Genomic DNA, 22,511 nt, shown 5'->3' with positions numbered 1-22,511 from the left:
CTCCCAGGGTGGGCGCTAGAGGGGGGTGACGGCCTTCAACACCACCAGCAGCGCCACCGCCGCGTTGAGCGCGCACAGCGCCGAGGCCGCCGTGCCGACCGCGGCCACCATCGCCGCCAGGCCCGCCGGAGTCTTGGCCGGCGGCCAGTTGCGGGCCGTCGGCACCGGGCCGAGCAGCGCGGCCACCCGGCGCGGCACCGGGCCGGGCGCCGGGGCCGGGGCGGCGAAGGCCGCGAAGCCGGGCACCGGGGCGGTGTGCGAGACCAGGGCCGCCCGGGCCACCGCCCGGGCGGTGATCCGCCGGTCGCCGACCGCCTGGGCTGACTCCTCGTCCGCCCACCGCTCGGCGCTGAACGCCACCGCCTCCTGCAACGGCCGCAGGAACGGATTGACGCAGGCGGCGAGCTGGGTGGTCAGCAGGTAGCGGTGGTGGCGGTGGCGCAGGTGCGCCCGCTCGTGCGCGAGCAGCGCCTCCCGCTCGTCCTCGGCCAGCCCGTCCAGCATCCCGGTGGAGACCACCACCCGCCCGGGCGAACCGGGCAGCGCGTAGGCGTACGGGCTGCGGTCCGGCAGCACCGCGAGGTCACCGGCCTCGGCCGGCGCCTCCGGCAGTCCGGCCAGCGCCCGCCGGGCCCGGGAGCGGACCCGCAAGTGCCGCACGACCGTCCGGGAGCAGGCGAAGCCGACCAGCACCAGCAGCCACATCGCGGCGGTGCCGACCGTCTCGTGGTACGGCAGCGCGTGCCGCACCTCCGGGTCGGACCAACTGTCCGGCAGCGGGTTACCGGGGATCTGCGCGGTGCCCACCACGCCGATCAGCCCGAGGCAGAGCACACTGCACACCGCCATCACGGCGCTGATCACGGTCATCAGCCGGGCGGCGCCGCGCGGGTGCAGGTGCTGCTCGGTCAGCCGGGCGATCGGTACCGCCGTCAGCGGCAGGATCAGCGGGAGGAAGACGAAGAAGCCCACGGGTCAGCTCTCACGGTCGGCCGCTGCGGGCTCCGCGGACGCGGCGTCCAACAGCGCCCGCAGCAGTTCCTCGTCGTGCGGCAGCAGCGCGGTGACGAAGCTGGCGAGGACGGCGTCCCGGTCCGCCTCGCCGTCGAGCATCCGGCGCATCCGCAGCGCCGCCAGCCCGGCGGCGTCGGCGGAGGCCTGCCACAGGTACGAGCGGCCGGAGCGGCTCCGGGAGACGGCCTTCTTGGCGTGCAGCCGGGACAGGATGGTCATCACCGTGGTGTACGCCAGGTCGCCGTCGATGCGTTCCTGGACCCACCCCGCGGTGGCCGGGCCGGGCGCCCGCTGGAGCACCGCCAGCACCTGCGCCTCCAGCTCGCCCTGACCGCGCCGTCGGGCCGGCGCGTCCCCGGACGCCGGGGCGTGCCTCTCGTCTGCCATGACGGCCCACTCCCTCCGGATGCCGCTCCCCGGACCGACGCGGGGCGCGGGGTCATCCTAACGAGCCGGCGGCTCCTCCGGACGGCTCAACGCGAGGGTTCGGGCCCGCACCGCCGAACGGCCCGACGCCGGGGTCCGGGCCCGCACCGCCGAACGGCCCTACGCCCGGGCCCGCTGGGTGACCGCGATGCAGCCCAGCACCACCACGGCCGTCACCGGCGCGGCCACCGGCAGGTCCTCGCCGAGCAGCAGCACCGACCAGACCAGCGTCAGCAGCGGCTGGGCGAGTTGCAGCTGGCTGGCCCGCGGCACCCCGATCGCCGCCATCCCCCGGTACCAGAACACGAACCCGCCGAGCTGGGAGACCGCCGCGATGTACGCCAGTCCGACCAGTGCCTTCGCGCCGAGCCGGACCGGCTCGGCGGACAGCCCGTAGGCGGCGGTCAGCAGCATCACCGGCGCCGCGGCCACCACCGCCCAGGCGATCACCCGGGCGCCCGGGAGGTCCCGGGACAGCCGACCGCCCTCCGCGTAACCGGCCGCGCAGACCAGCACCCCGGCGAACAGGTAGAGGTCGGCGACGGTCGGCCGGCCGTGGCTCTGCAGCAGGGTGAAGCCGAGCACGGCCGCCGCCCCGGCCAGCGCCGCCGCCCAGAACGCCCGGGACGGTCGGCGGCCGGTGCGCAGCGCCGAGGCCACCGCCGTGGCCAGCGGCAGCAGGCCGATGACCACCGCCGAGTGGGCGGTCGAGGAGGTCCGCAGGGCGAGCGTGGTGAGCAGCGGGAAGCCGACCACGCAGCCGGCCGAGACCACCAGCAGGCCGGGCCACTGCCGGGCCTTCGGCAGCGGGGCGCCGGAGGCCAGCAGGTAGAGCCCGGCGAGCAGCCCGGCCAGGGCGCCGCGCAGTCCGGTCGAGGTCCACGGACCGAACCCGTCGAGGGACCACACGGTGGCCGGGAAGGTGAGCGAGAAGGAGGCCACCCCGAGGGCGGCGAGGGCCGTTCCGGAGGCGGTGCCGGAGGCCGTGCCGGGAGCGTCGGTCCCGGGTGCTATCGCCACGGGCCGGGTAGCGCTATCTTGTGCCGTCATGAACGAGCGTAGCAGCGTGGCCGAACTCGCCGAAAGCCTCCGGCGGGAGGTCGAGCGCTACCCGGAAGGGCGAAAGCTGCCGTCCAGCCGGGCCCTGATGGAGCGCCACCAGGTCAGCCCGGTGACGGTCTCCCGCGCCATCGCGGTGCTGGTCGCCGAGGGACTGGTGGTCTCCCGGCCGGGTGCCGGGGTGTTCCGGGCGGCGGCCTTCGCCGCGGCGCCCGACTCCCCGGCGCCCCCGGCCGCCCGGCCCGGCGACCTCTCCTGGCAGGAGGTCGCGCTCAGCGCCGACTCCGGCCCGCGCGACCTGCTGGCCGCACCGGTGTTCGCCACCCTCCAGGTGCCGCCGCCTGACGTCATCGACCTCAACGGCGGCTACCCCCACTCCTCGCTGCTGCCGGAGCGGCTGCTCGCCGCCGCCCTCGCCCGGGCCGGCCGCCGCCCGGGCGCCTGGGACCGGCCGCCCACCGACGGCCTCACCGAACTGCGCGGCTGGTTCGCCCGCGACATCGGCGGCCACGCCGGGCCGATCAGCGCCGGGGACGTCCTGATCACCGCCGGCGGGCAGGGCGGCCTGACCGTGGCGATGCGCTCGCTGGCCGCGCCCGGCTCCCCGGTGCTGGTCGAGTCGCCGACCTACTCGGGCATCCTCGCGGTGGTCCGGGCGGCCGGGCTGCGGCCGGTGCCCGTCCCGGTCGACGCCGACGGCGTCCGCACCAAGCTGCTGGCCGACGCCTTCGAGGCCACCCGGGCCCGGGTGTTCGTCTGCCAGCCGCTGTTCCAGAACCCCACCGGCGCGGTGCTCTCGCCCGCGCGCCGGGCGGAGGTGCTGCGGATCGCCCGGGCCGCCGGGGCGTTCGTGGTCGAGGACGACTTCGCCCGGCTGCTGGTCCACGCGGACGCCCCGGCGCTGCCGCGCCCGCTGGCCGCCGACGACCGGGACGGCGTGGTGGTGCACCTGCGCTCGCTCACCAAGGCCGCCTCCCCCAACCTGCGGGTCGGCGCCCTCACCGCGCGCGGCCCGGCGCTCGCCCGGCTGCGGGCCACCCAGGTGGTGGACAGCTTCTTCGTGCCCCGGCCGCTCCAGGAGGCGACCCTGGAGCTGGTCTCCGACCCCGCCTGGGCCCGTCACCTGCGCACCCTCGGAGCCGAACTGCGCGACCGCCGCACCGCCGCCGTCGCCGCCCTGCACCGCGAACTGCCCGGGGTGCTCGGCGCCCACCGGCCCGGCGGCTACCACCTGTGGCTGCGGCTGCCGGACGGCACCGACGACGGCGCCCTGGTCGCCGCCGCCCGGCGCCGGGGCGTCCAGGTCACCCCCGGGCGGCCGTACCACGCCGCCGAACCCCCGGCCCCGCACCTGCGGCTGAGCTACGCCGCCGCCGACAGCCCCGCCCAGGTCGTCGAGGGCATCCACCGCCTGCGGGCGGCCTACCAGGAGTCGACCGGCTGACCGCGCCCCCGGCCGCAGCCCCGCGCAGCGGCCGCTACGGCCGGTACCCGGCCATCCGCTCCAGCCGGGCGATCCGCTCGGCCATCGGCGGGTGGGTGGAGAACAGCCGCGCCCCCGCCTCCCCCGGCCGGAACGGGCTGGCGATCATCATGTGGCTCGCCGTCTGCAACTGGGGCTCCGGCGGGAGCGGCAGCTGGCGGGTGCCGGCGTCGAGCTTGCGCAGCGCGCCGGCGAGGGCGAGCGGGTCGCCGGTGATCCGGGCGCCGTCGGCGTCGGCCTGGTACTCGCGGGAGCGGCTGACGGCCAGCTGGATCAGCCCGGCGGCGATCGGCCCGAGGATCATGATGGCGAGCATCCCGAACAGCCCGGGGCCGTCGTCGTCCTCGTTGCGGCCGAACGGGATCAGCCAGGCGAAGTTCACCAGGAACATCACCACCGAGGCCAGCGCCCCGGCGACCGAGGAGATCAGGATGTCCCGGTTGTAGACGTGGCTGAGCTCGTGCCCGAGCACCCCGCGCAGCTCGCGCTCGTCCAGGATCTGCAGGATGCCCTCGGTGCAGCAGACCGCCGCGTTGCGCGGGTTGCGGCCGGTGGCGAAGGCGTTCGGGGCCGGCGTCGGGGAGATGTAGAGCCGGGGCATCGGCTGCCGGGCCGAGGTGGAGAGCTCCCGCACGATCCGGTACAGCCCGGGCGCCTCGAACTCGCTGACCGGCCGCGCCCGCATGGCCCGCAGCGCGAGCTTGTCGCTGTTCCAGTAGGCGTAGGCGTTGGTCCCGAGGGCGACCAGCAGGGCGATCACGAAGCCGGTCCGGCCGAAGAAACCGCCGATCACCAGGATCAGTGCCGAGAGGCCACCGAGCAGGACGGCGGTCCTCAGTCCGTTGTGCCGGCTGTGCACGTCAGGCCCTCCAGTGGTGCGGTGGGGAAGCCCTTTCTGCCTCGTCCCTCTTGCCCGCTCAACGGGCGGGCCCCGGGACCTTGTTCCCTTGTGACCGACGCGACACCCGGTCGGCGGCTCAGAACAGCGAGCCGCCGGCCACCTGGAGGACCAACTGCGGGGCGACCGAGAGCACCACCGCCGCCGAGGCGGTGAGCCCCAGCGTGGCGGTCAGGCTGACCGGCAGCCGCCGCTCGGCGCCGTCCGCGGCCGCGGCCGCGTCGGCCGGGGCGAACAGCCGGGCCGTCCACAGCAGGTAGTAGTACAGGGCGACGACCACGTTGACGGCCATCACCACGGCCAGCCACCCCAGCCCGGCGTCCACGGCCGCGCGGAACACCACGACCTTGCCGAACAGGCCGATCACACCGGGCGGCAGCCCGGCCAGGCAGAGCAGGAAGAAGGCCAGCGCGAGCGCCGTCCAGCGGTTGCGGGCGAACAGGCCGCGGAAGTCGTCCACGCTGGTCCCGGCCCGGCGGCCGACGGCGGCGACCACCCCGAAGGCACCGAGGTTCACCACGCCGTAGATCAACGCGTACGCCGCGGTCGCGCCCAGCGGATCGGCCCCGGTCGGCGCGTAGCCGGCCGCGGCGAGCGGCACCAGCAGGTACCCGGCCTGGCCGACCGAGGACCAGGCCAGCAGGCGCACCGCGCTGTACCGGGTGTCGAAGCGCTGCCGCAGCGCGCCGACGTTGCCGACCGTCATGGTGACGGCGGCCAGCACCGCGAGCACCAGGCCCCAGGTGTGGGCGTACGGGCGGAACGCGACGGTGGTGGCGAGCGCCAGCCCGGACAGGCCGGCCGCCTTGCCGACCACCGAGAGGTAGCCGGCCACCGGCAGCGGGGCGCCGGTGTAGGTGTCGGGCACCCAGAAGTGGAAGGGGACGGCGGCGACCTTGAAGGCGAAGCCGACCAGGGTCAGCACCGCCCCCGCCTCGGCCAGCGCCTTGAGCTGGGCCGGCGCGTGCTCCAGCCCCTGGGCGACGGCGCCGAGGTGCAGGCTGCCGCTGGCCGCGTAGACGAAGCCGATGCCGAGCAGCATCACGGCGGTCGCGGTGACGGAGGAGACGAAGAACTTGAACGCGGCCTCGGCGCCCCGCCCGTCCCGGCGCAGCGCGACCAGGGCGAAGGCGGGCAGCGAGGCGACCTCCAGGGCGATCACCATGGTGGCGAGGTCGCGGGAGGCGGGCAGCAAGGCGGCGCCGGTGGCGCTGGAGAGCAGCAGGAACCAGTACTCGCCGCGGGGCAGCTTCTGGTCCTCGACGGTGTGCATCGACAGCAGCGCGGCGATCAGCGCCCCGCCGAGGGCCAGCAGCTGGAAGACCAGCGCGAAGTGGTCCGCGACGTACGAACAACCCCCGGTGTCAGTGGCCCCTGCTACGTTCCGCAGGCAGAAGGTGGCCCGGGGTGATCCCCCGGTGAGCGGAAGGAGGGCGAGCAGGGCGAGGGCGAGTCCGGCGGCGGCCAGGCCGCCGAGCCGGCGCTTGTGCCGCTCGGGCAGGAAGAGGTCGGTGACCAGCACCGCGAGGGCGGCCACGGCGGCGATCAGCGGGGGCGCGATCGCCACCCAGTCCACGGACTGGATCAGGCTGCCCGGGTTGGCTACGGCGAGGGAGGTCACAGTGTGCTGCCCCGTGGAGTGAGGTCCGAGTGCGGCGGTGTGGGCTGCGAGCACGGTCAGCCACCTCCGAGGAGGTGCTTGACGGCCGGGTCGGAGAGCCCGAGCAGGAGGGCGGGCCAGAGTCCGGCCACCAGGGTGAGCGCGGCCAGCGGCGTCCAGCTGACGGCCTCGTACGGCCGCAGGTCGGGCACCTCGGCCACCGGCGCGGGCTGCTCGGGGTCGCCCATGCAGACGCGCTTGACCACGATCAGCAGGTAGGCGGCGGTGAGCAGGGTGCCGAGGCCGGCCAGGACCATGTAGGTGACGAAGGCCGGGCGGGACAGCCCGGCGGCCGGGTCGAAGGCGCCGAACATGGCGAGCAGCTCGCCCCAGAAGCCGGCCAGGCCGGGCAGGCCGAGGCTGGCGACGGCGGCGAAGGCGAGCAGCGCGCCGATCCGGGGTGCCCGGCCGTACAGGGCCGCGCCGGTGGCCCCGGCGAGGGTGTCCAGGTCCGCCGTGCCGTAGCGGTCCTTGACCGCCCCGACCAGGAAGAACAGCAGGCCGGTGATCAGTCCGTGGGCGATGTTGGCGAACAGCGCGCCGTTGACGCCGACCGGGGTGAGGGAGGCGATGCCGAGCAGCACGAAGCCCATGTGGCCGACGGAGGAGTAGGCGATCAGGCGCTTGAGGTCGCCCTTGGCCCCGGGGCGGGCGAGCGCCAGGCAGGCCAGCGAGCCGTAGACGATGCCGACGGCGGCGAAGGCGCCCAGGTAGGGGGCGAGCGTCGCGGTGCCGTCCGGCACGACCGGGAGGAGCACCCGGACCAGTCCGTAGGTGCCCATCTTGAGCAGCACGCCGGCCAGCAGCACCGAGCCGACCGTCGGGGCGGCGGTGTGGGCGTCGGGGAGCCAGCTGTGCAGCGGCCAGGCGGGGGCCTTGACCGCGAGCCCGACCATGATCGCCAGTGCGGCGACCACCTGGGTGGTGTGGCTCAGGCCGTTGCCGTGCCCGGCGGCCAGCGCCTGCATGTCGAAGGTGCCGGCCTTGCTGCCGACCAGCAGGAAGCCGAGCAGCATCACGGCCGAGCCGAGCAGCGTGTAGAGGATGAACCGGTTGGCCGCCGGGGTCCTCGCACCGCTGCCCCAGCGGGCGATCAGGAAGTACATCGGGATCAGCACGATCTCGAAGGACAGGAAGAAGAGGATCAGGTCCAGCACCGCGAAGGTGGCGAGCATGCCGACCTCGAGGAGCAGGAACAGCCCGACGAAGGCCTGCGCCGAGGGGACGTCCTCCCCGTCCGGCAGCCGCTTCTCGGAGTACAGCGCGCAGAGGAAGGTGAGCAGCGCGGTCAGCACGACCAGCGGCAGCGAGACGCCGTCCACGCCGAGGTGGAAGCGCACGTGCAGGGCCGGGATCCAGTCCAGGTCGGTGGTGGCCTGCATCCGGGCCGGCGCGTCGTGGTCGAAGCCGGCCGCAAGGACGACGGAGAGCAGCAGCACCGCGCCGGTGAGGACGGAGTTCAGCCGCAGCGCCCGGCGGCCGGCGACGGCCTTGTCCGGGCCGAACACCGGCGCCAGGGTGAGCGCGGCGCCGAGCAGTGGCAGCACCAGGAGGGCGATGAGGACCGCGTTCATCGGGGGCTCCCAGCGACGGCGGCGAACGGGACGGGGGTGGGGGACGACAGCACCGGCTACACCGCCACCAGGACGGCGAGCAGGACGACCCCGGCCAGCAGGGCGCTGAGGTAGGTCTGCGCGTTGCCGGTCTGCGCGAGCCGGACGGCCCGGCCGAGCAGGTTGGCGCCGATCCCGCTGCCCTGCACGTAGCCCTCGACGACCTCGCGGTCGAGGAAGCGGACCAGCCGGGCCGCAGCGACCACCGGCCGGACGAACAGCAGGTGGTAGAGCCGGTCGACGCCGAAGCCGTGCCGGGCCGGGCCGAACAGCGGGCCGAGCAGGGTGCGCCCGGGGTCGGCGACGACCACCTCGGCGGCCGGGGCTCCGGACTGCTCGGGCACCCTCCCGGCGGCGGCCGGGGCGGGGCGGCCGGTGGTCAGTCGCGCGGTGGCCGAGCGCCAGGCGCCGTACGCGGCGAGCACGCCGACCACGGCGAGCCCGGTGCCGGTCACGGCGGTGACGCCGGTGGGGCGCAGCGAGCCGCCGTCCAGCAGCGCGGGCAGCCAGTCCGAGCGCAGCCCGGCGACGCCGAAGCCGATGGTCGGGACGGCCAGCACCCACAGCGGCCAGCGCATCGCGGGCGGCTCGGCGGTGGTCGGGTCGGCCTCGTCCGGCTCGGGCGAGTACGGCGCGTCGGCCTCGTGGTCGGCCGGAGCGGCCTGGGCCGCCCGGGCGGGCGCGGCCGCGCCCGCCGGGCTGTGGAAGGCGACCAGGAACAGCCTGGCCGCGTAGGCACCGGTGAGCAGCGCGGTGAGCGCGGCCGAGATCAGCACGATCCAGCCGGCCGCCTGCGGCACCGCCGAGGCCGGGCCGAGGCCGTTGGTCAGCGCCTCGCCGTTGGCGGCGTGCTCGGCGGCGGTGAGCACCGCTTCCTTGCTGAAGAAGCCGGAGAACGGCGGCAGCCCGGCCAGCGCGAACAGCGCGATGCCCATCGTCCAGTGGGCGTCCGGGACGGTCTTGCGCAGGCCCGGGATCCGGGACATCGCGGAGATCGAGTTGGTGTGTGCGGCGTGGATCACCACCCCGGCGGCCAGGAACAGCAGCGCCTTGAACGCGCCGTGGCTGACCAGGTGGAACACCGAGGCCTCGCGGTCCCCGCTGGCCAGCGCGCCGGCCATGTAGCCCAGCTGGCCGACGGTGGAGTAGGCGAGGACCCGCTTGAGGTCGTCCTGGGCGAGCGCGCAGAGCGCCGAGCCGATCATCGTCACAGCGGCCATCACCGCCAGCACCACCAGTGCCGCCCCCGACTGGAGGAACACCGGCAGCAGCCGGGCCACCAGGTAGATGCCGGCCGCGACCATGGTGGCGGCGTGGATCAGGGCGGAGACCGGTGTCGGACCGGCCATCGCGTCCGGGAGCCAGGTGTGCAGCGGGAACTGGGCGCTCTTGCCGGCCACGCCGGCGAGCAGCAGCAGCGCGACCAGCGTCGGGTGGCCGAGCCGGCCCTCGGTCGCGGCCGACAGCACGTCGGTGATCCGGAAGCTGCCGGCGTCCGCGGCGAGCAGGAAGATCCCGAACAGGAACGGCACGTCACCGAGCTTGGTGACCAGGAAGGCCTTGAGCGAGGCCGACCGGGCGTCGGCGCTCTCCCAGTGGTGGCCGATCAGGAAGTACGAGCAGACGCCCATGACCTCCCAGCCGACCAGCAGCACGACGAGGTCGCCCGAGTAGACCACCAGGAACATCGCCGCGGTGAACAGCGAGACCAGCGCCGCGTACGAGGGGTAGCGCCGGTCCTCCTTGAGGTACGCGGTCGAGTAGACCTGGACGCAGGTGGCGACCAGGCCGACCAGCACCGAGATCAGCGAGGTGAAGCCGTCCAGGTGGACGGAGAGCGCGATGTCCGGGCCGCCGGTCGGGGTGAGCCGGGTGGCGGCGTCCAGGGTCCGGCCGGTGCCGAGCTGGAGGGCGACCACCAGGGCGAGCACGGCCGAGACGGCGACCGGGACGATCGCCAGCGGCCGGGCCAGCCCGGGCGCCTTCTTGCCGACGGCCAGGGTCGCGGCGGCGCCGAGCGCGGGCAGCGCGGGGACGAGGACGGGCAGGGCGAGGTTCATGCGGTGGCCCGGCCCTTCAGTGCCTCGGCTGCGACCGGCTCGTCCTCGGCCGGGGTGTGCGGCTCGGCCGGGTCGCCGAGCGCGGTGGCCCGGTCGACGTCCGCGGTGCCCCGGGCCCGGAACAGCAGCAGGACGATGGCGAGCCCCAGGCCGATCTCGGCGGCGGCGACGGTGATGGTGAACAGGGTGAGCGCCTGCCCGGCGTGCAGCGAGTCGCGCAGCCAGGCGTCGAAGGCGACCAGATCGAGGTTGACGGCGTTGAGCATCAGCTCGACGGACATCAGCACCAGGACGGCGTTGCGCCGGGCGAGCACGCCGTACACGCCGACGCTGAACAGCAGCGCGGCGAGGACGACGGGGTAGGCGAGGTGCATCAGCTCTCCTCCGACGCGGACGACGCGGACGGCGCGGACGGCGCGGACGGCGCGGGTGCCGAGGGCTCGGGCGTGGTCGCGGCCACCGTCCCGTTCGACCCGACCGGCCGTCCGGCCCGCACCCTGCCCGCGCGGGGCGCCGGCTTCCGGCGCCCGGACCCGCGCGACAGCACGATCGCGCCGACCAGCGCCGCCAGCAGCAGCACGGACAGCGCCTCGAAGGGCAGCACCCAGTTGCGGAACAGGCTGGCGCCGGTCACGGAGGCCGAACCGCCGCCCGCGCCGAGGTCGATCCAGGAGGTCCGGAAGGCGTCGACCACCAGGGTCACCAGCGTCCCGGCCGCGGCCAGCGCCACCACCAGGGCGACCCAGCGGTTCTTGGAGTCGGCGTCCGGCGAGCGCCCGATCGGTGCCTTGGTGAGCATCAGCCCGAACAGCACCAGGACGACCACCGAGCCCAGGTAGATCAGCACCTGCACCCAGGCGATGAACTCGGCGGTGAGCAGCAGGAACTCCACCGCCAGCCCGCCGAGCGCGACCACCAGCCAGAGCGCGGCGTGCACCAGCTGCTTGGTGGTCACCGAGACCACCGCCGAGCCGAGCACCGCGATGCCGACCAGCAGGAAGACGACCTCCTGCCCGGTCGGGGACAGGAACGAACGGGCGGCCGGCTCCAACGAACCGGTCGCCGCGAGAAGCGTGGCAGCGGCGGTCATGCGTCGTCACCCTTCTCCTCGGTGGCGGCCGCCGCGGCGGCCAGCTTGTCCGCCGCCTTGCGCGCGGTGGCGATCTCCTTGGGCTCCTCGGCCGCCGGGTCCAGCGCCGGCGGCGCCGGGACGGTCCACATCCACTCGCGGAGCTTCTCCCGCTCGTGGGTCAGCTCGTGGATGTCGGTCTCCGCGTACTCGAACTCCGGCGACCAGAACAGGGCGTCGAACGGGCACACCTCGATGCAGATCCCGCAGTACATGCAGAGCGAGAAGTCGATGGCGAAGCGGTCCAGCACGTTGCGGGTACGGGCCCGGGCGTTCGGCTCGGCGGCCGGCAGCGTCTCCTTGTGGGAGTCGATGTAGATGCACCAGTCCGGGCACTCGCGCGCGCAGAGCATGCACACCGTGCAGTTCTCCTCCAGCAGCGCGATGACGCCGCGCGAACGCGGCGGCAGCACCGGCTGGACCTCGGGGTACTGGGCGGTGACGGTCTTCTTCGTCATCGTCCGCAGCGTCACGGCCAGGCCCTTGGCGAGACCGACACCGGGAAAACTCATGCGATCGCCACCTTGATGATGCCGGTGAGGGCCAGCTGGACGAGCGCGAGCGGGATCAGCACGATCCAGGCGAAGCGCATCAGCTGGTCCTCGCGCAGACGCGGGTAGGTGACCCGCAGCCAGATGACCACGAAGGCCAGCGCGAAGGTCTTGAGGAGCATCCAGAGCCAGCCGAGCTGGTCCGCCATCGGCCCGTGCCACCCGCCGAGGAACAGCACCGCCGTCAGCGCCGACACCACCAGGATGCCCGCGTACTCGGACAGCAGGAACAGCGCGAAGCGCAGCCCGGTGTACTCGGTGTACGCGCCGAAGATGATCTCCGAGTCGGCGACCGGCATGTCGAACGGCGGCCGCTGGAGCTCGGCCAGGCCGGCCGTGAAGAACACGAAGGCGCCGATGATCTGCCAGGGCAGCCAGTACCACTGCCAGGCGTCCAGGATCCCGGGCAGCGACAGGGTGCCGGCGGCCATCGCCACCGAGGCCGCCGCGAGCACCATCGGCAGCTCGTAGGACATCAGCTGCGCGGCCGTGCGCAGGCCGCCGAGCAGCGAGAACTTGTTCGCCGAGGCCCAGCCGGCCATCAGCTTGCCGATCACGCCGACGCCCATCACGGCCAGCACGAAGAACAGCCCGGCGTCGACCGCCTGGCCGACGAAGCCGTTCGGGCCGACCGGGATCGCCAGCAGCACGAACAGGTACGGCAGCAGCGAGACGGCGGGCGCCAGCTGGAAGACCCGGCGGTCCGCGTCGGCCGGGACGATGTCCTCCTTCTGGACGAACTTCACCCCGTCCGCGACGAGCTGGGCCCAACCGTGGAAGCCGCCCGCGTACATCGGGCCGAGCCGGCCCTGCATGTGCGCCATCACCTTGTGCTCGGTCTGGCCGATGAGCAGCGGGAAGACCAGGAAGACGACCAGGGTGGCGACGCAGCGGAGCACCGTGTCGAGCAGGTTCACGCGCCGTCTCCGTCCTGGTCGGCCGCTCCGGCCGCGTTCTCGTCCTTCGCCCCACCGGGTTCCTGCTCGCCGGCCTCGCCGGACGGCTTCTCCTCGTGGGCGGGCACCGGGTTGTGCCAGGGCGCGTCGGAGGACCGCGGCCGGGCCGGGGCCGGGGCCTGGGGCTGGGCCTCCGCCGGCGGCTCGGCGGCGGCGTCGGCCGCCTGGCTGACCGATCCGTCGGACACCGACCGGGTCCGCCGCGGCCGGTCGGCCCGCACCGCCGGAGCGCCTTCGGCAGCGGGTGTGGCAGGAACAGCGGGTGCGGCGGGAACAGCAGGCGCGCCAGGAGCAGCCGAGGCCTCCGGTACCGCCGCGGCCTCCGGTGCCGCCGCGGCCTCGCCGCCCGCCTGGCTCGCCGAGCCCTCGGAGACCGACCGGGTCCGCCGCGGCCGGTCCGCCCGCACCGCCGGAGCGCCCTCGGCGGCGGGTGCGCCGGCACCGGCCGCCGCCGCGCCCGCCCGCGGGGTGCGCGCGGCCGCGCCGGCCGCCCGCGCACCCCGCGCGGGCCGCTCGGCCACCGGCGGCAGGGTGCCCTTGAGCGGCCCCCACTCGTTCGGGTCCGGCACGCCGGCCGGCTGCATCTTGCGCCGGGCCGGGCCGCCGCCGTGGTCCGACTCGCCCGGCTCCTTGGCGCCCGGCCAGTCCTTGGCGACCCGTGCCGCGAGCACGAACTCCTTGCGCAGCGGGTGCCCCTCGAAGCCGTCCGGCAGCAGCAGGGTGGCCAGGTGCGGGTGCCCGGGGAAGTCGATGCCGAACATCTCGTGGGTCTCGCGCTCGTGCCAGGCGGCCCCGGCGTACACCGCGACGGCGCTCGGCAGTGCGGCGCCGTCCCGCGGCACCCGGGTGCGCAGCGCGAGGTGCCGCACGCCCGGCGCCTCGACGGCGGCCAGGTGGGCGATCACGGAGAAGCCCTCGGCGAGCTCGTCGACGGCGCTCAGCCAGTCGAAGAAGCCCAGGCCCAGCACGTCCCGGGCGGTGGTGAGCGCCTCGATCCAGCGCTCGGCCGGCACGTCGACGGTGATCAGCCCGTACGCCTCGGCGCCGGTCGCCCACTCCCCGACCGACGCCGCGTACCGCTCCGCCGTAAGCGTCTCGACAGGTCGCTCGCTGCGCTCGCTCACGACGCTCCTCCATCGGTCGGGGGCCCCGCCACCAGCGGCCGGCGCAGCGCCGCCGCGGGCGCGGTGTAGCGGCCGGGCAGGGACTCGGCGGCGATCTTCTCCTGGAGCTTGAGGATGCCCTGGAGCAGCGCCTCCGGCCGCGGCGGGCAGCCGGGCACGTAGACGTCGACCGGGATGATCTGGTCCACGCCCTTGGTGACGGAGTAGGAGTCCCAGTACGGGCCGCCGGAGTTGGAGCAGGCCCCGAAGGAGATGACGTACTTCGGCTCGGGCATCTGCTCGTAGAGCCGCTTGACGGCGGGCGCCATCTTGTCGGTGACCGTCCCGGAGACGATCATCAGGTCCGCCTGCCGGGGGCCGGGCGCGAACGGGATCACACCCATCCGGATGAAGTCGTGCTTGGCCATGGACGCCGCGATGAACTCGATCGCGCAGCAGGCCAGGCCGAAGTTGAAGCACCACAGGCTGTAACGGCGGCCCCAGTTGAGCACGACCTTGACCGGGTCCGGCGCGAGCCGGGCCAGCGGGCCGATGCTGCGGCGCTCGACGGCGCCGGGGCGGGCCGGGTCGGGCAGTCCGAGCGGGACGGGACCGCCCTGGCCACCGTGCGAGTGGGTGTGCGTCACGTCCATTCCAGAACGCCCTTCTTCCAGGCGTAGAGCAGTCCGACCGCGAGGAAGCCGATGAAGAGGAACATCTCGATCAGCGTTCCGGCGCCGTACCCGGCGGCGGCGAAGACGGTCGCCCACGGGAACAGGTAGATCGCGTCGACCGCGAAGATCACGTAGAGGAAGGCGTACACGTAGTAGCGGATCTGGGTGTGCGCCCAGTCCTCGCCCACCGGGTCCACCCCGCACTCGTAGGCGAGGAGCTTCTCGGGGGAGTACACCACCGGCCGGAGCAGCCGGTTGGCGGTGAACGCCACGGTCACGAAGAGCACCCCGATGACGGCCAGCAGGCCCATCGCGGCGTACGCGTCGAAGTAGCCGCTGCCGACCGCCGGGTCGGCCGCGACGGCAGCCACCTGCTGCCCCTCCATGCCTTCGCCTCCACCTCGGCCGCGAACCCGCCCTCAAGACAGTTCTACGACTTTTCCTCACACGGTCTTAACCATGGCCAATGCGTGAGTCTAAGGGGAGGGCTCCACTCCCCCCGAAACCTGCCCGCTCCGCAAGACGTCCGGTGGACAACCCGGTGAACGTCCGGGGACCCGCCGGGGTGGGGATAACCCCCGCCCGGGAAGATGTATCACCCCCATGGCACACCCCCTCCCCCGTTCGGGATGCTGGGGTCCGCCAGCTCGAACGAGGGGACGGATGATCCGATGAAGTCGCTGAACCGCGCCGTGGACGCCATCAAGGAGCAGGACGCTCGGATGGGGCGCCCGCCGTTGTACGGCGCGCGGATGTGGCGCCAGGTCGGACACCTGATGCTCAACTTCCCGCTGGGCATCGCCGGCTTCGTGCTCTCGGTGACCGCGCTCTCGGTCGGCCTGGGCCTGTCGGTGACGGTGATCGGCCTGCCGGTGCTGGCCGCCGGCCTGGCCGGGTCCCGCGCCCTGGGCGCCCTGGGCCGCAGCCGGGCCCGTTCGGCGTACGGCTCCGCGATCGACGATCCGCAGCCGGTGCAGCAGCGCCGCCCGGGCGTGGTCGGCTACACCATCGCCCACCTCACCGACCTGCTGAACTGGCGCTCGGCGCTCTACAACGTGCTGATGCTGCCCTGGGGCATCCTGAGCTTCACCCTGACCCTGGTCTCGGTGATCACGCTGTGGCCCGTGCTGCCCTTCATGGTGCGCGCGATGGCCGCGGTCGACCGGATCCTGATCGAGTCGTTGCTCTTCCCCGGCGCGCTGGCCGAGCGGGTGCGCGAGCTGGAGGACGACCGCGGCACCGTGGTCGAGACGGCCGCCGCCGACCTGCGCCGGATCGAGCGCGACCTGCACGACGGCGCCCAGGCCCGCCTGGTCGCGCTGGCGATGGACCTCGGCATGGCCAAGGAGCGGCTGCGGGAGGTGGAGAGCCAGGAGGACATGGCGGTCGCCACCCGGATGGTCGACAACGCGCACGGCGAGGTGAAGCTGGCCCTCCAGGAGCTGCGCGACCTGGCCCGCGGCATCCACCCGGCGGTGCTCACCGACCGCGGCCTGGACGCGGCGCTGTCCGCGGTGTCGGCCCGCTGCACCGTCCCGGGCGGGGTGAAGGTGAACGTCGACCTGGCCGGGCCGGACGGCGAGCCCGAGCGCCCGGACTCGGCGGTCGAGGGCATCGCGTACTTCACCGTCAGCGAGCTGCTGACCAACGTCTCCAAGCACGCCGGCGCCACCAGCGCCTCGGTGGACGTCTGGCGCTCGGACGACCAGCTGATGGTGCTGGTCCAGGACGACGGCCGGGGCGGGGCGGCCCCCTACCCGGGCAGCGGCCTGGCCGGGCTGGCCGAGCGGATCCGGGCGGTGGACGGGGTGTTCCTGGTGGAGAGCCCGGAGGGCGGCCCGACCACCGTCACCGTCGAGCTGCCCTGGCGCACCCGCACCGCCCGCCGCTAGGCGCCGGAACGCGAAGGGGCGCCGGAACCCGTCGAGGCAGTGGACGGGCCCCGGCGCCGGTCCGGTGCGGCGGCCGCCCCGCGGAACCCTTGCGCGGTGTACGGGCCGGCCGGCGTACCGGGGTCGGGGGGCGGGTGCGCTAGGAGCTGCTCTCCAGCGTGCCGAGGGTGACGTCGGCAGTCGCGTTGTTGCCGTCCCTGGTGTAGCTGACGGTGACCTTGCTGCCCGGGGTGAGCGAGGCGAGCGCGGTGGTGAGCGCGTTCAGCGAGTCGACCGGGGTGTCGCCGATCTTGGTGATGACGTCGCCGGCCTGGAGCCCCGCCGAGGCGGCCGGGCCGCCCTGGCTGACCGCCACGATGGCCGCGCCGGCGGGCTGGAACTGCTGGTTGAAGCTGGTCCGGGCGGTGACGCCGAGCGCGGCCCGCCCGGAGTTGGTGACCTTGCCCTGCTTGATCAGCTGGTCGGTGATGTTGGTGATGGTGGACGCCGGGATGGCGAAGCCGATGCCGGGGGCCGCCGCGCCGTTGGTCTGCGGCTCGGTCGCGGCGAGGGTGTTGATGCCGATCACCTGGCTGTCCAGGTTGACCAGCGCGCCGCCGCTGTTGCCCGGGTTGATCGCGGCCGAGGTCTGCACCATGTTGCCGATGGTGGCGCCCGGCGAGCCGCCGCCGCGGGGCTCGGAGACGGTCCGCCCGGTGGCCGAGACGATGCCCTGGGTGACGCTGCTGGAGAGCCCGAGCGGGCTGCCCATGGCCAGGGTGATCTGGCCGAGCTGGACCTTGCTCGAATCGCCGAAGGCGGCCGGCTTGAGGCCGCCGGGCGGGCTGCTGAGCTTGATCACCGCGAGGTCGGAGTCCGGGTAGCTGGCGACCAGGGCGGCGTCCAGCGACTTGGTGGAGTTGGCCAGCGTGACGGTGAAGGTGGTCGCCGAGCCGACCACGTGGGCGTTGGTGACGATGTCGCCCTTGTCGTCGTAGACGATCCCGGAGCCGAGGCTGTCGCCGGTGGTGATCTGGACCACCGAGGGCAGCACGTCGGCGATCACCTTCTGGTACGCGTCCTGCAGCTGGTTGGCGCCGCCCGGCTGGGCGGCGGGCGCGGCCGAGGCCTGCTTGCTCGCGGCGGAAGTGGAGGCGGTCGAGGACGAGGTGGCCTTGGAGGAGGACGAGCTGCTGCACCCGGCCAGTGCCAGGGCGAGCGCCGTGACGACCACGATCCCGCCGGGCGCCGGCAGCCGCCGGTGCGCCGCCTTGGGACCGGTCGGCCGGGGGCCGGCCGGCAGCGGTCGGTTGTGTTCCTTCTTTCGGCTCACCTGGCTGCCTCCGATTCGTCACCGCGCGAGGGCGCGGGGCGTGAGAGCACGGAAATCTTTGTCAGCATTTCACCGATTTGTCCGTTTTGCCGCCCCGACTCGCCCGAGGCCGGTGTCCGAAACCGAACGCCTAGGATTGCCGCATGACTTGGTTGATCACCGGCGGTGCCGGATACATCGGCGGACACGTCGTCCGCCAGCTGCTCGACGCCGGTGAGCGCGTCGCCGTCCTGGACGACCTGAGCACCGGCGACGCCTCCCGGGTGCCGGCCGGCGTCCCGCTGATCCAGGGCTCCACCCTGGACCGCGCCGTCCTGGACGCCGCGATCCGCGAGCACGGCATCGAGGGCATCCTGCACTTCGCCGCCAAGAAGCAGGTCGGCGAGTCGGTCGAGCAGCCGTTCCTGTACTACCGGGAGAACATGATCGGCCTCCAGACGGTCCTGGAGGCCGCGGCCGAGGGCGGCGTCAAGCGCTTCCTGTTCTCCTCCTCCGCCGCCGTCTACGGCATGCCGGACGTCGACCTGGTCACCGAGTCCACCCCGTGCGACCCGATGAGCCCGTACGGCGAGACCAAGCTGGCCGGCGAGTGGCTGGTGGCCGCCGCGGGCAAGGCCCACGGGATGTCCACCGTGGCCCTGCGCTACTTCAACGTGGCCGGTGCCGCCTCGCCCGAGCTCTCCGACACCGGGGTGTTCAACCTGATCCCGATGGTCTTCGAGCGGCTGACCGCCGGCCAGGCCCCGCGGGTCTTCGGCGACGACTACGCGACCCCGGACGGCAGCTGCGTCCGCGACTTCATCCACGTCTCCGACATCGCCTCGGCCCACGTGGCGGCCGCCAAGCGGCTGGCCGCCGACCCGGCCGGCGAGACCGCGCTGGTGCTCAACATCGGCCGCGGCGAGGGCGTCAGCGTCAAGGAGATGATTGAGGTCATCGGCAAGGTGACCGGCTACGACACCACCGCCGAGGTGACCCCGCGCCGCCCCGGCGACCCGGCCCGGGTGGTGGCCGCCGCCGACCTGATCCACCGCGAGCTGGGCTGGAGCGCCGGCCACGACGTCGAGGACATGGTCTCCTCCGCGTGGGAGGGCTGGTGCAGCCGCCACCCCGGGGCCCGCAAGGCCTGACCCTCGGGTAGCAGCACCGGACGGCGGTGTCCGCCCCGCTCAGCGGGCGGGCACCGCCGTGCCGTAGTAGGCGTCCAGCGCGTACACGCAGCGGTCCTTGGAGCCGACGAAGACCCGGCCGCCGACCGCCACCGGGGAGCCGGTGAGCTCGCCCTTGGTGCCGAGCTCCCAGCGCAGCTGACCGGTCGCCAGGTCCAGGGTGTGCAGCGAGTGGTCCCGGCTGCCCAGGTGCACCAGGCCGTCGGCCACCGCCGGGGAGCCCACGATGTCGCCGCGCGTGGTGTAGCGCCAGCGCTCCCGGCCGGTCGCCGCCTCGAAGGCGTACAGCACCTCGCCGCTGCCGACCAGCACCATGCCGTCCCCGACCACCACCGGCTCGGCGCCCTGGCGGCTGCCGGTGACCCCGCGCCAGCGGTCCAGGCCGGTGGCCGCGTCCAGCGCGTAGACGGTGCCCAGGTAGTCGGCCACGTAGACCGCGTCGCCGTCCAGCGCCGGCGGGGTGAACAGCACCACCGGGGCTTCGAAGCGCCAGCGCTCGGTGCCGCTGGCCGCGTCCAGCGCGTACACCCGGGTGCCCGCCGTCACGTACAGCACGCCGCCGCGCTCGACCGGGTGCGCGGGCACGTCCTCGCCGACCTGGAAGGACCAGCGCAGGCCGGCCCCGCGCGGATCCACGCAGCGCAGCCGTCCGGCGCCGAAGTAGTAGGCGGCGCCGCCCACCAGGACCGGGCCGGACTGCGGGTTCTCGTAGTCCTGCTGGGCGTCGTCGGCGCGCCACAGCTCGGCGCCGGTGGCGGCCGCGCGCAGCTGGACGCCGCCGCCGCGCACGCCGCAGCAGAGCACGCCGTCGGCGGCGGAGAGCGAGTAGACCCAGCCGTCCAGCGAGGTGCGCCAGCGCTCGGTGCCGTCCGCGACGTCCACGGTGTACAGGTGCGGGCCGTCCGCGGCGTGCACCCGGCCGGCGTCCACCGCGAGCGCCCAGGCGACGTCCCGGGTCTTGTAGCGGCGCTCGCCGGAGGCGATGTCCAGCGCGTGCACCTCGAAGCTGGAGACGAAGAGCGTGCCGTCGGCGACCACCGGGGTGCCCCAGACGTCGTTGGACATCCGGAACCGCCAGGGGCGCCAGCGGGCCGCCGCGGCGGGCGGCGGGGTCGGAACGGGCGGCGGGGTCGGAACGGGCGGCGGGGTCGGCGCCGCCCGGCGGACCCAGTCGGTCGTGGCCGGGGCGGTGCTCGGACCGGGCTGCTCGTGCTCGGCCCGCGGCCCCGGGCCTATCCGCACCGAGGCGCCGGACAGCTGCACCTCGACGGCCATGCCGCCGGTGGGCGCGCGGTGCTTGTTCTTGGAGGGGATCTTCGCGGTCGGGATACCGTCGTCCTGGCCCCCGGGGCGCGGCCCGGCGTGCACCGGCCCGGTCGGCGGGGCGTGCCCGGCCCCGGGGTAGGTGCGCGGGTCGTCCGGGCCGGGGTGCTGCGGCGGCACGTGCGGCTGCTGCGGCGGGCCCTGGGTGTGCGGCGGCCGCGGCGGCTCGGCCGGGCCGGGGTACGAGCGGGGCTGGGCGCTCGGGCGGCGGCCGCGCTTGCGCTCGATCAGCTCCAGCGCGTGGGGCGGCAGCCAGTCGCCGACCTCGCCGGCGGCGTCGTCCCGGGAGAACAGGTGCGGCGCCAGCTCGGCCTGGATCTGCGCGGGGGTGGGCCGGCGCTCGGGCGCCTGCTGCATGCAGGCCCGGACCAGGTCCATCAGCTCGGGCGCCATACCGGTGAGGTCCGGCTCCTCGCGCAGCAGCTGGAACACCGTCTCGACCGGGTTGGAGCCGCGGAACGGAGGGTGCCCGGTGGCGCAGAAGACCATCAGCGAGCCGAGCGAGAAGACGTCGCTGGCGCCCCGGACGGTACGGCTGTCCCGGGCCTGCTCCGGGGACATGTAGGCAGGGGTGCCGACCGCGACGTTGGTCATGGTCAGCCGGGTGCTGGAGACCCCGGCCGCGATGCCGAAGTCGATCACCTTCGGGCCGTCCTCGACCACCAGCACGTTGGAGGGCTTGAGGTCGCGGTGGATCAGTCCGGCCGCGTGGATGGACTGCAGCGCCTCGGCGATGCCCGCGACCAGCCAGCGGGTGGCGTCGACCGGCAGCGGGCCGCACTCCTCGACCAGGTCCTCCAGGGAGGGCGCCGGGATGTACGCGGTGGCCAGCCAGGGCACCCGGGCGTCCGCGTCGGCGTCCACCACGGCCGCGGTGTAGAAGCCGCCGACCGTCTTGGCCGCCGCGATCTCCCGGGCGAAGCGGACCCGGAACAGCTCGTCCTCGGCCAGCTCCCCCCGGACGGTCTTGATGGCCACCCGGCGCCCGGAGGCGGAGCGCGCCAGGTAGACCAGCCCCATCCCACCCGCGCCGAGCCGCCCCAGCACCTCGAAGGGCCCGATCCTCCTCGGATCGTGCGCCGTCAGCTGGTCCACTCCGCAGCCACCTCCCCGTCATCCGCACCCGCCGCGTGGTGCCGGACCCGATTCTCCAATGCCGCCCGGCGCAACTCCAACCTCCCCCACCGGGAGACGGCCGCCGCCCCGGACCGTCGGTCCGCTGGTCAGCGGTGACGGAACGGCCGGATCCTGACGCCTGTTCCGGCACCGGCTTGCGCCCCGGGGCCCGGACCGTCCACGTTCCGACCCCCCTCGCCGGTCACGCTCTGTCACCCGACCACCCCTCAGCGGACTCGCCGTCACGCTATGGGGTCAAAAGCACACGGGGGGGCTTCAAGAGCGCCTTCGGACCCCGGTGAATATCCGTCCGAAGTGGTTCAGGCCGCTATAGCGACCCCCGTGCGGAGTAATAGTCGCATCACCGAATCGCGCCAAGATCTTGCCACGGTAAGCTGACGGCATGACAGGACAAGTTCGCACCGTCGACGGTCGCGTCGCCGGGCGACGCGGACAGGAGACGCGGCAGAAGCTGCTCGACTGCCTCCGCGAGATGCTCAGCACGTCGCCCTATCGGGACGTCAAGGTCATCGACGTCGCCCGTATGGCGGGTACCTCCCCCGCGACCTTCTACCAGTACTTCCCGGATGTCGAGGGCGCAGTCCTCGAAATCGCCGAGGAAATGGCCAAGGACTCCGACACCCTCAAAGAGCTGGTGGCCGGAAAGTCCTGGGCAGGGAAGTCCGGACCGACCACTTCGGAAGAACTGGTCGACGGATTCCTCGCCTTCTGGCGCAAGAACGACGCCATTCTCCGAGTGGTCACGCTCGGTGCCGCGGAAGGGGACAAGCGGTTCTTCAAGATCCGCATGACCGTCCTCAACTCGGTCGCCAAGCCGCTCGCGGAGGCCGTCAAGGAACTCCAGGCGAAGGGTCAGGCCGACAAGTCGCTCGACCCGAACGCCGTCGCCGGGGCCCTGGTCTCGTTGCTCGCCTCGGCGGCCGAGCACCAGAAGGCCTTCACCTCCTGGGGCGTCAAGGTCAAGGACCTCAAGCCCAACCTCGCTCCCCTGGTGTACCTGGGCGTCACCGGCAAGAAGGCGCCCAAGTAGGACCGTCCTCCGACCCACCATC

The 22,511-nt window shown here is 74.1% G+C and carries 20 protein-coding genes; 4 read left to right on the top strand and 16 right to left on the bottom strand.

The window, feature by feature from the left end; translation table 11 throughout:
* Nucleotides 1-15: 15 nt before the first annotated feature.
* From ACZ58X_RS06375 to ACZ58X_RS06365, 3 genes are all read right to left on the bottom strand, one after another.
* Nucleotides 16-972 carry a M48 family metalloprotease gene (locus tag ACZ58X_RS06375; protein WP_470332538.1) on the bottom strand — a complete coding sequence of 319 codons (957 nt, stop codon included), beginning with the start codon at nt 970-972 and terminating at the stop codon, nt 16-18.
* A gap of 3 nt (nt 973-975) precedes the next feature.
* Complete coding sequence (locus tag ACZ58X_RS06370; protein ID WP_470332537.1) at nt 976-1,401, bottom strand: BlaI/MecI/CopY family transcriptional regulator; 426 nt, start codon at nt 1,399-1,401, stop codon at nt 976-978.
* A gap of 159 nt (nt 1,402-1,560) precedes the next feature.
* Nucleotides 1,561-2,490 carry a DMT family transporter gene (locus tag ACZ58X_RS06365; RefSeq protein ID WP_470332536.1) on the bottom strand — a complete coding sequence of 310 codons (930 nt, stop codon included), beginning with the start codon at nt 2,488-2,490 and terminating at the stop codon, nt 1,561-1,563.
* Here ACZ58X_RS06365 and ACZ58X_RS06360 point away from each other — a divergent pair.
* Nucleotides 2,489-3,943: an aminotransferase-like domain-containing protein gene (locus ACZ58X_RS06360; protein ID WP_470332535.1), complete on the top strand. Its 1,455-nt coding sequence runs from the start codon at nt 2,489-2,491 to the stop codon at nt 3,941-3,943. The two genes, ACZ58X_RS06365 and ACZ58X_RS06360, sit on opposite strands and share 2 nt — an antisense overlap.
* A 34-nt stretch (nt 3,944-3,977) precedes the next feature.
* Here ACZ58X_RS06360 and htpX read toward each other — a convergent pair whose 3' ends face one another.
* From htpX to ACZ58X_RS06305, 11 genes are all read right to left on the bottom strand, one after another.
* A complete protein-coding gene (gene htpX / locus ACZ58X_RS06355) occupies nt 3,978-4,841 on the bottom strand; it encodes a zinc metalloprotease HtpX (protein WP_470332534.1) in 864 nt (287 codons plus the stop codon).
* A 118-nt stretch (nt 4,842-4,959) separates the two neighbouring features.
* A complete protein-coding gene (locus tag ACZ58X_RS06350) occupies nt 4,960-6,501 on the bottom strand; it encodes an NADH-quinone oxidoreductase subunit N (protein WP_470332533.1) in 1,542 nt (513 codons plus the stop codon).
* Between the two features lie 56 nt (nt 6,502-6,557).
* Nucleotides 6,558-8,114, bottom strand: coding sequence for a complex I subunit 4 family protein (locus ACZ58X_RS06345; RefSeq protein ID WP_470332532.1), 1,557 nt, complete (start codon nt 8,112-8,114; stop codon nt 6,558-6,560).
* A 56-nt stretch (nt 8,115-8,170) separates the two neighbouring features.
* Nucleotides 8,171-10,213, bottom strand: coding sequence for an NADH-quinone oxidoreductase subunit 5 family protein (locus ACZ58X_RS06340; protein ID WP_470332531.1), 2,043 nt, complete (start codon nt 10,211-10,213; stop codon nt 8,171-8,173).
* Nucleotides 10,210-10,587 carry an NADH-quinone oxidoreductase subunit NuoK gene (gene nuoK / locus ACZ58X_RS06335; RefSeq protein WP_470332530.1) on the bottom strand — a complete coding sequence of 126 codons (378 nt, stop codon included), beginning with the start codon at nt 10,585-10,587 and terminating at the stop codon, nt 10,210-10,212. Before nuoK ends, ACZ58X_RS06340 begins: the two co-directional genes overlap by 4 nt.
* A complete protein-coding gene (locus ACZ58X_RS06330; RefSeq protein ID WP_470332529.1) occupies nt 10,587-11,303 on the bottom strand; it encodes an NADH-quinone oxidoreductase subunit J family protein in 717 nt (238 codons plus the stop codon). The genes nuoK and ACZ58X_RS06330 overlap by 1 nt, the downstream gene beginning before the upstream one ends.
* On the bottom strand, nt 11,300-11,854 hold the full coding sequence (locus tag ACZ58X_RS06325; protein ID WP_470332528.1) for a NuoI/complex I 23 kDa subunit family protein: 555 nt from the start codon (nt 11,852-11,854) through the stop codon (nt 11,300-11,302). The genes ACZ58X_RS06330 and ACZ58X_RS06325 overlap by 4 nt, the downstream gene beginning before the upstream one ends.
* Complete coding sequence (nuoH, locus tag ACZ58X_RS06320) at nt 11,851-12,810, bottom strand: NADH-quinone oxidoreductase subunit NuoH (RefSeq protein WP_470332527.1); 960 nt, start codon at nt 12,808-12,810, stop codon at nt 11,851-11,853. Before nuoH ends, ACZ58X_RS06325 begins: the two co-directional genes overlap by 4 nt.
* Nucleotides 12,807-13,973, bottom strand: coding sequence for an NADH-quinone oxidoreductase subunit C (locus tag ACZ58X_RS06315; RefSeq protein WP_470332526.1), 1,167 nt, complete (start codon nt 13,971-13,973; stop codon nt 12,807-12,809). The genes nuoH and ACZ58X_RS06315 overlap by 4 nt, the downstream gene beginning before the upstream one ends.
* Complete coding sequence (locus ACZ58X_RS06310) at nt 13,970-14,605, bottom strand: NADH-quinone oxidoreductase subunit B (RefSeq protein WP_470332525.1); 636 nt, start codon at nt 14,603-14,605, stop codon at nt 13,970-13,972. The genes ACZ58X_RS06315 and ACZ58X_RS06310 overlap by 4 nt, the downstream gene beginning before the upstream one ends.
* Nucleotides 14,596-15,012 (bottom strand): NADH-quinone oxidoreductase subunit A, encoded by a 417-nt coding sequence (locus ACZ58X_RS06305; protein WP_470332524.1) that lies wholly within the window; start codon nt 15,010-15,012, stop codon nt 14,596-14,598. Before ACZ58X_RS06305 ends, ACZ58X_RS06310 begins: the two co-directional genes overlap by 10 nt.
* A 285-nt stretch (nt 15,013-15,297) precedes the next feature.
* Between ACZ58X_RS06305 and ACZ58X_RS06300 the strand changes: the two genes are divergently transcribed.
* Nucleotides 15,298-16,518, top strand: a complete 1,221-nt coding sequence (locus tag ACZ58X_RS06300; RefSeq protein WP_470332523.1) for a sensor histidine kinase — start codon at nt 15,298-15,300, stop codon at nt 16,516-16,518.
* A gap of 139 nt (nt 16,519-16,657) precedes the next feature.
* On the opposite strand, the gene ACZ58X_RS06295 is transcribed toward ACZ58X_RS06300, so the two are convergent.
* Nucleotides 16,658-17,734, bottom strand: coding sequence for a S1C family serine protease (locus ACZ58X_RS06295; protein ID WP_470332742.1), 1,077 nt, complete (start codon nt 17,732-17,734; stop codon nt 16,658-16,660).
* 239 nt (nt 17,735-17,973) lie between these two features.
* Here ACZ58X_RS06295 and galE point away from each other — a divergent pair, with 239 nt between their 5' ends.
* Nucleotides 17,974-18,960 (top strand): UDP-glucose 4-epimerase GalE, encoded by a 987-nt coding sequence (gene galE, locus ACZ58X_RS06290; RefSeq protein ID WP_470332522.1) that lies wholly within the window; start codon nt 17,974-17,976, stop codon nt 18,958-18,960.
* Between the two features lie 39 nt (nt 18,961-18,999).
* On the opposite strand, the gene ACZ58X_RS06285 is transcribed toward galE, so the two are convergent.
* Nucleotides 19,000-21,417, bottom strand: coding sequence for an outer membrane protein assembly factor BamB family protein (locus ACZ58X_RS06285; protein ID WP_470332521.1), 2,418 nt, complete (start codon nt 21,415-21,417; stop codon nt 19,000-19,002).
* A gap of 424 nt (nt 21,418-21,841) precedes the next feature.
* Here ACZ58X_RS06285 and ACZ58X_RS06280 point away from each other — a divergent pair, with 424 nt between their 5' ends.
* On the top strand, nt 21,842-22,489 hold the full coding sequence (locus ACZ58X_RS06280; RefSeq protein ID WP_188307623.1) for a TetR family transcriptional regulator: 648 nt from the start codon (nt 21,842-21,844) through the stop codon (nt 22,487-22,489).
* The last annotated feature ends 22 nt before the right edge of the window (nt 22,490-22,511 follow it).

Source organism: Kitasatospora sp. NPDC040550 (assembly GCF_055594965.1).
The sequence above is the reverse complement of the archived record's forward strand: the minus strand, read 5'-3'. Positions and strand labels throughout refer to the sequence as shown.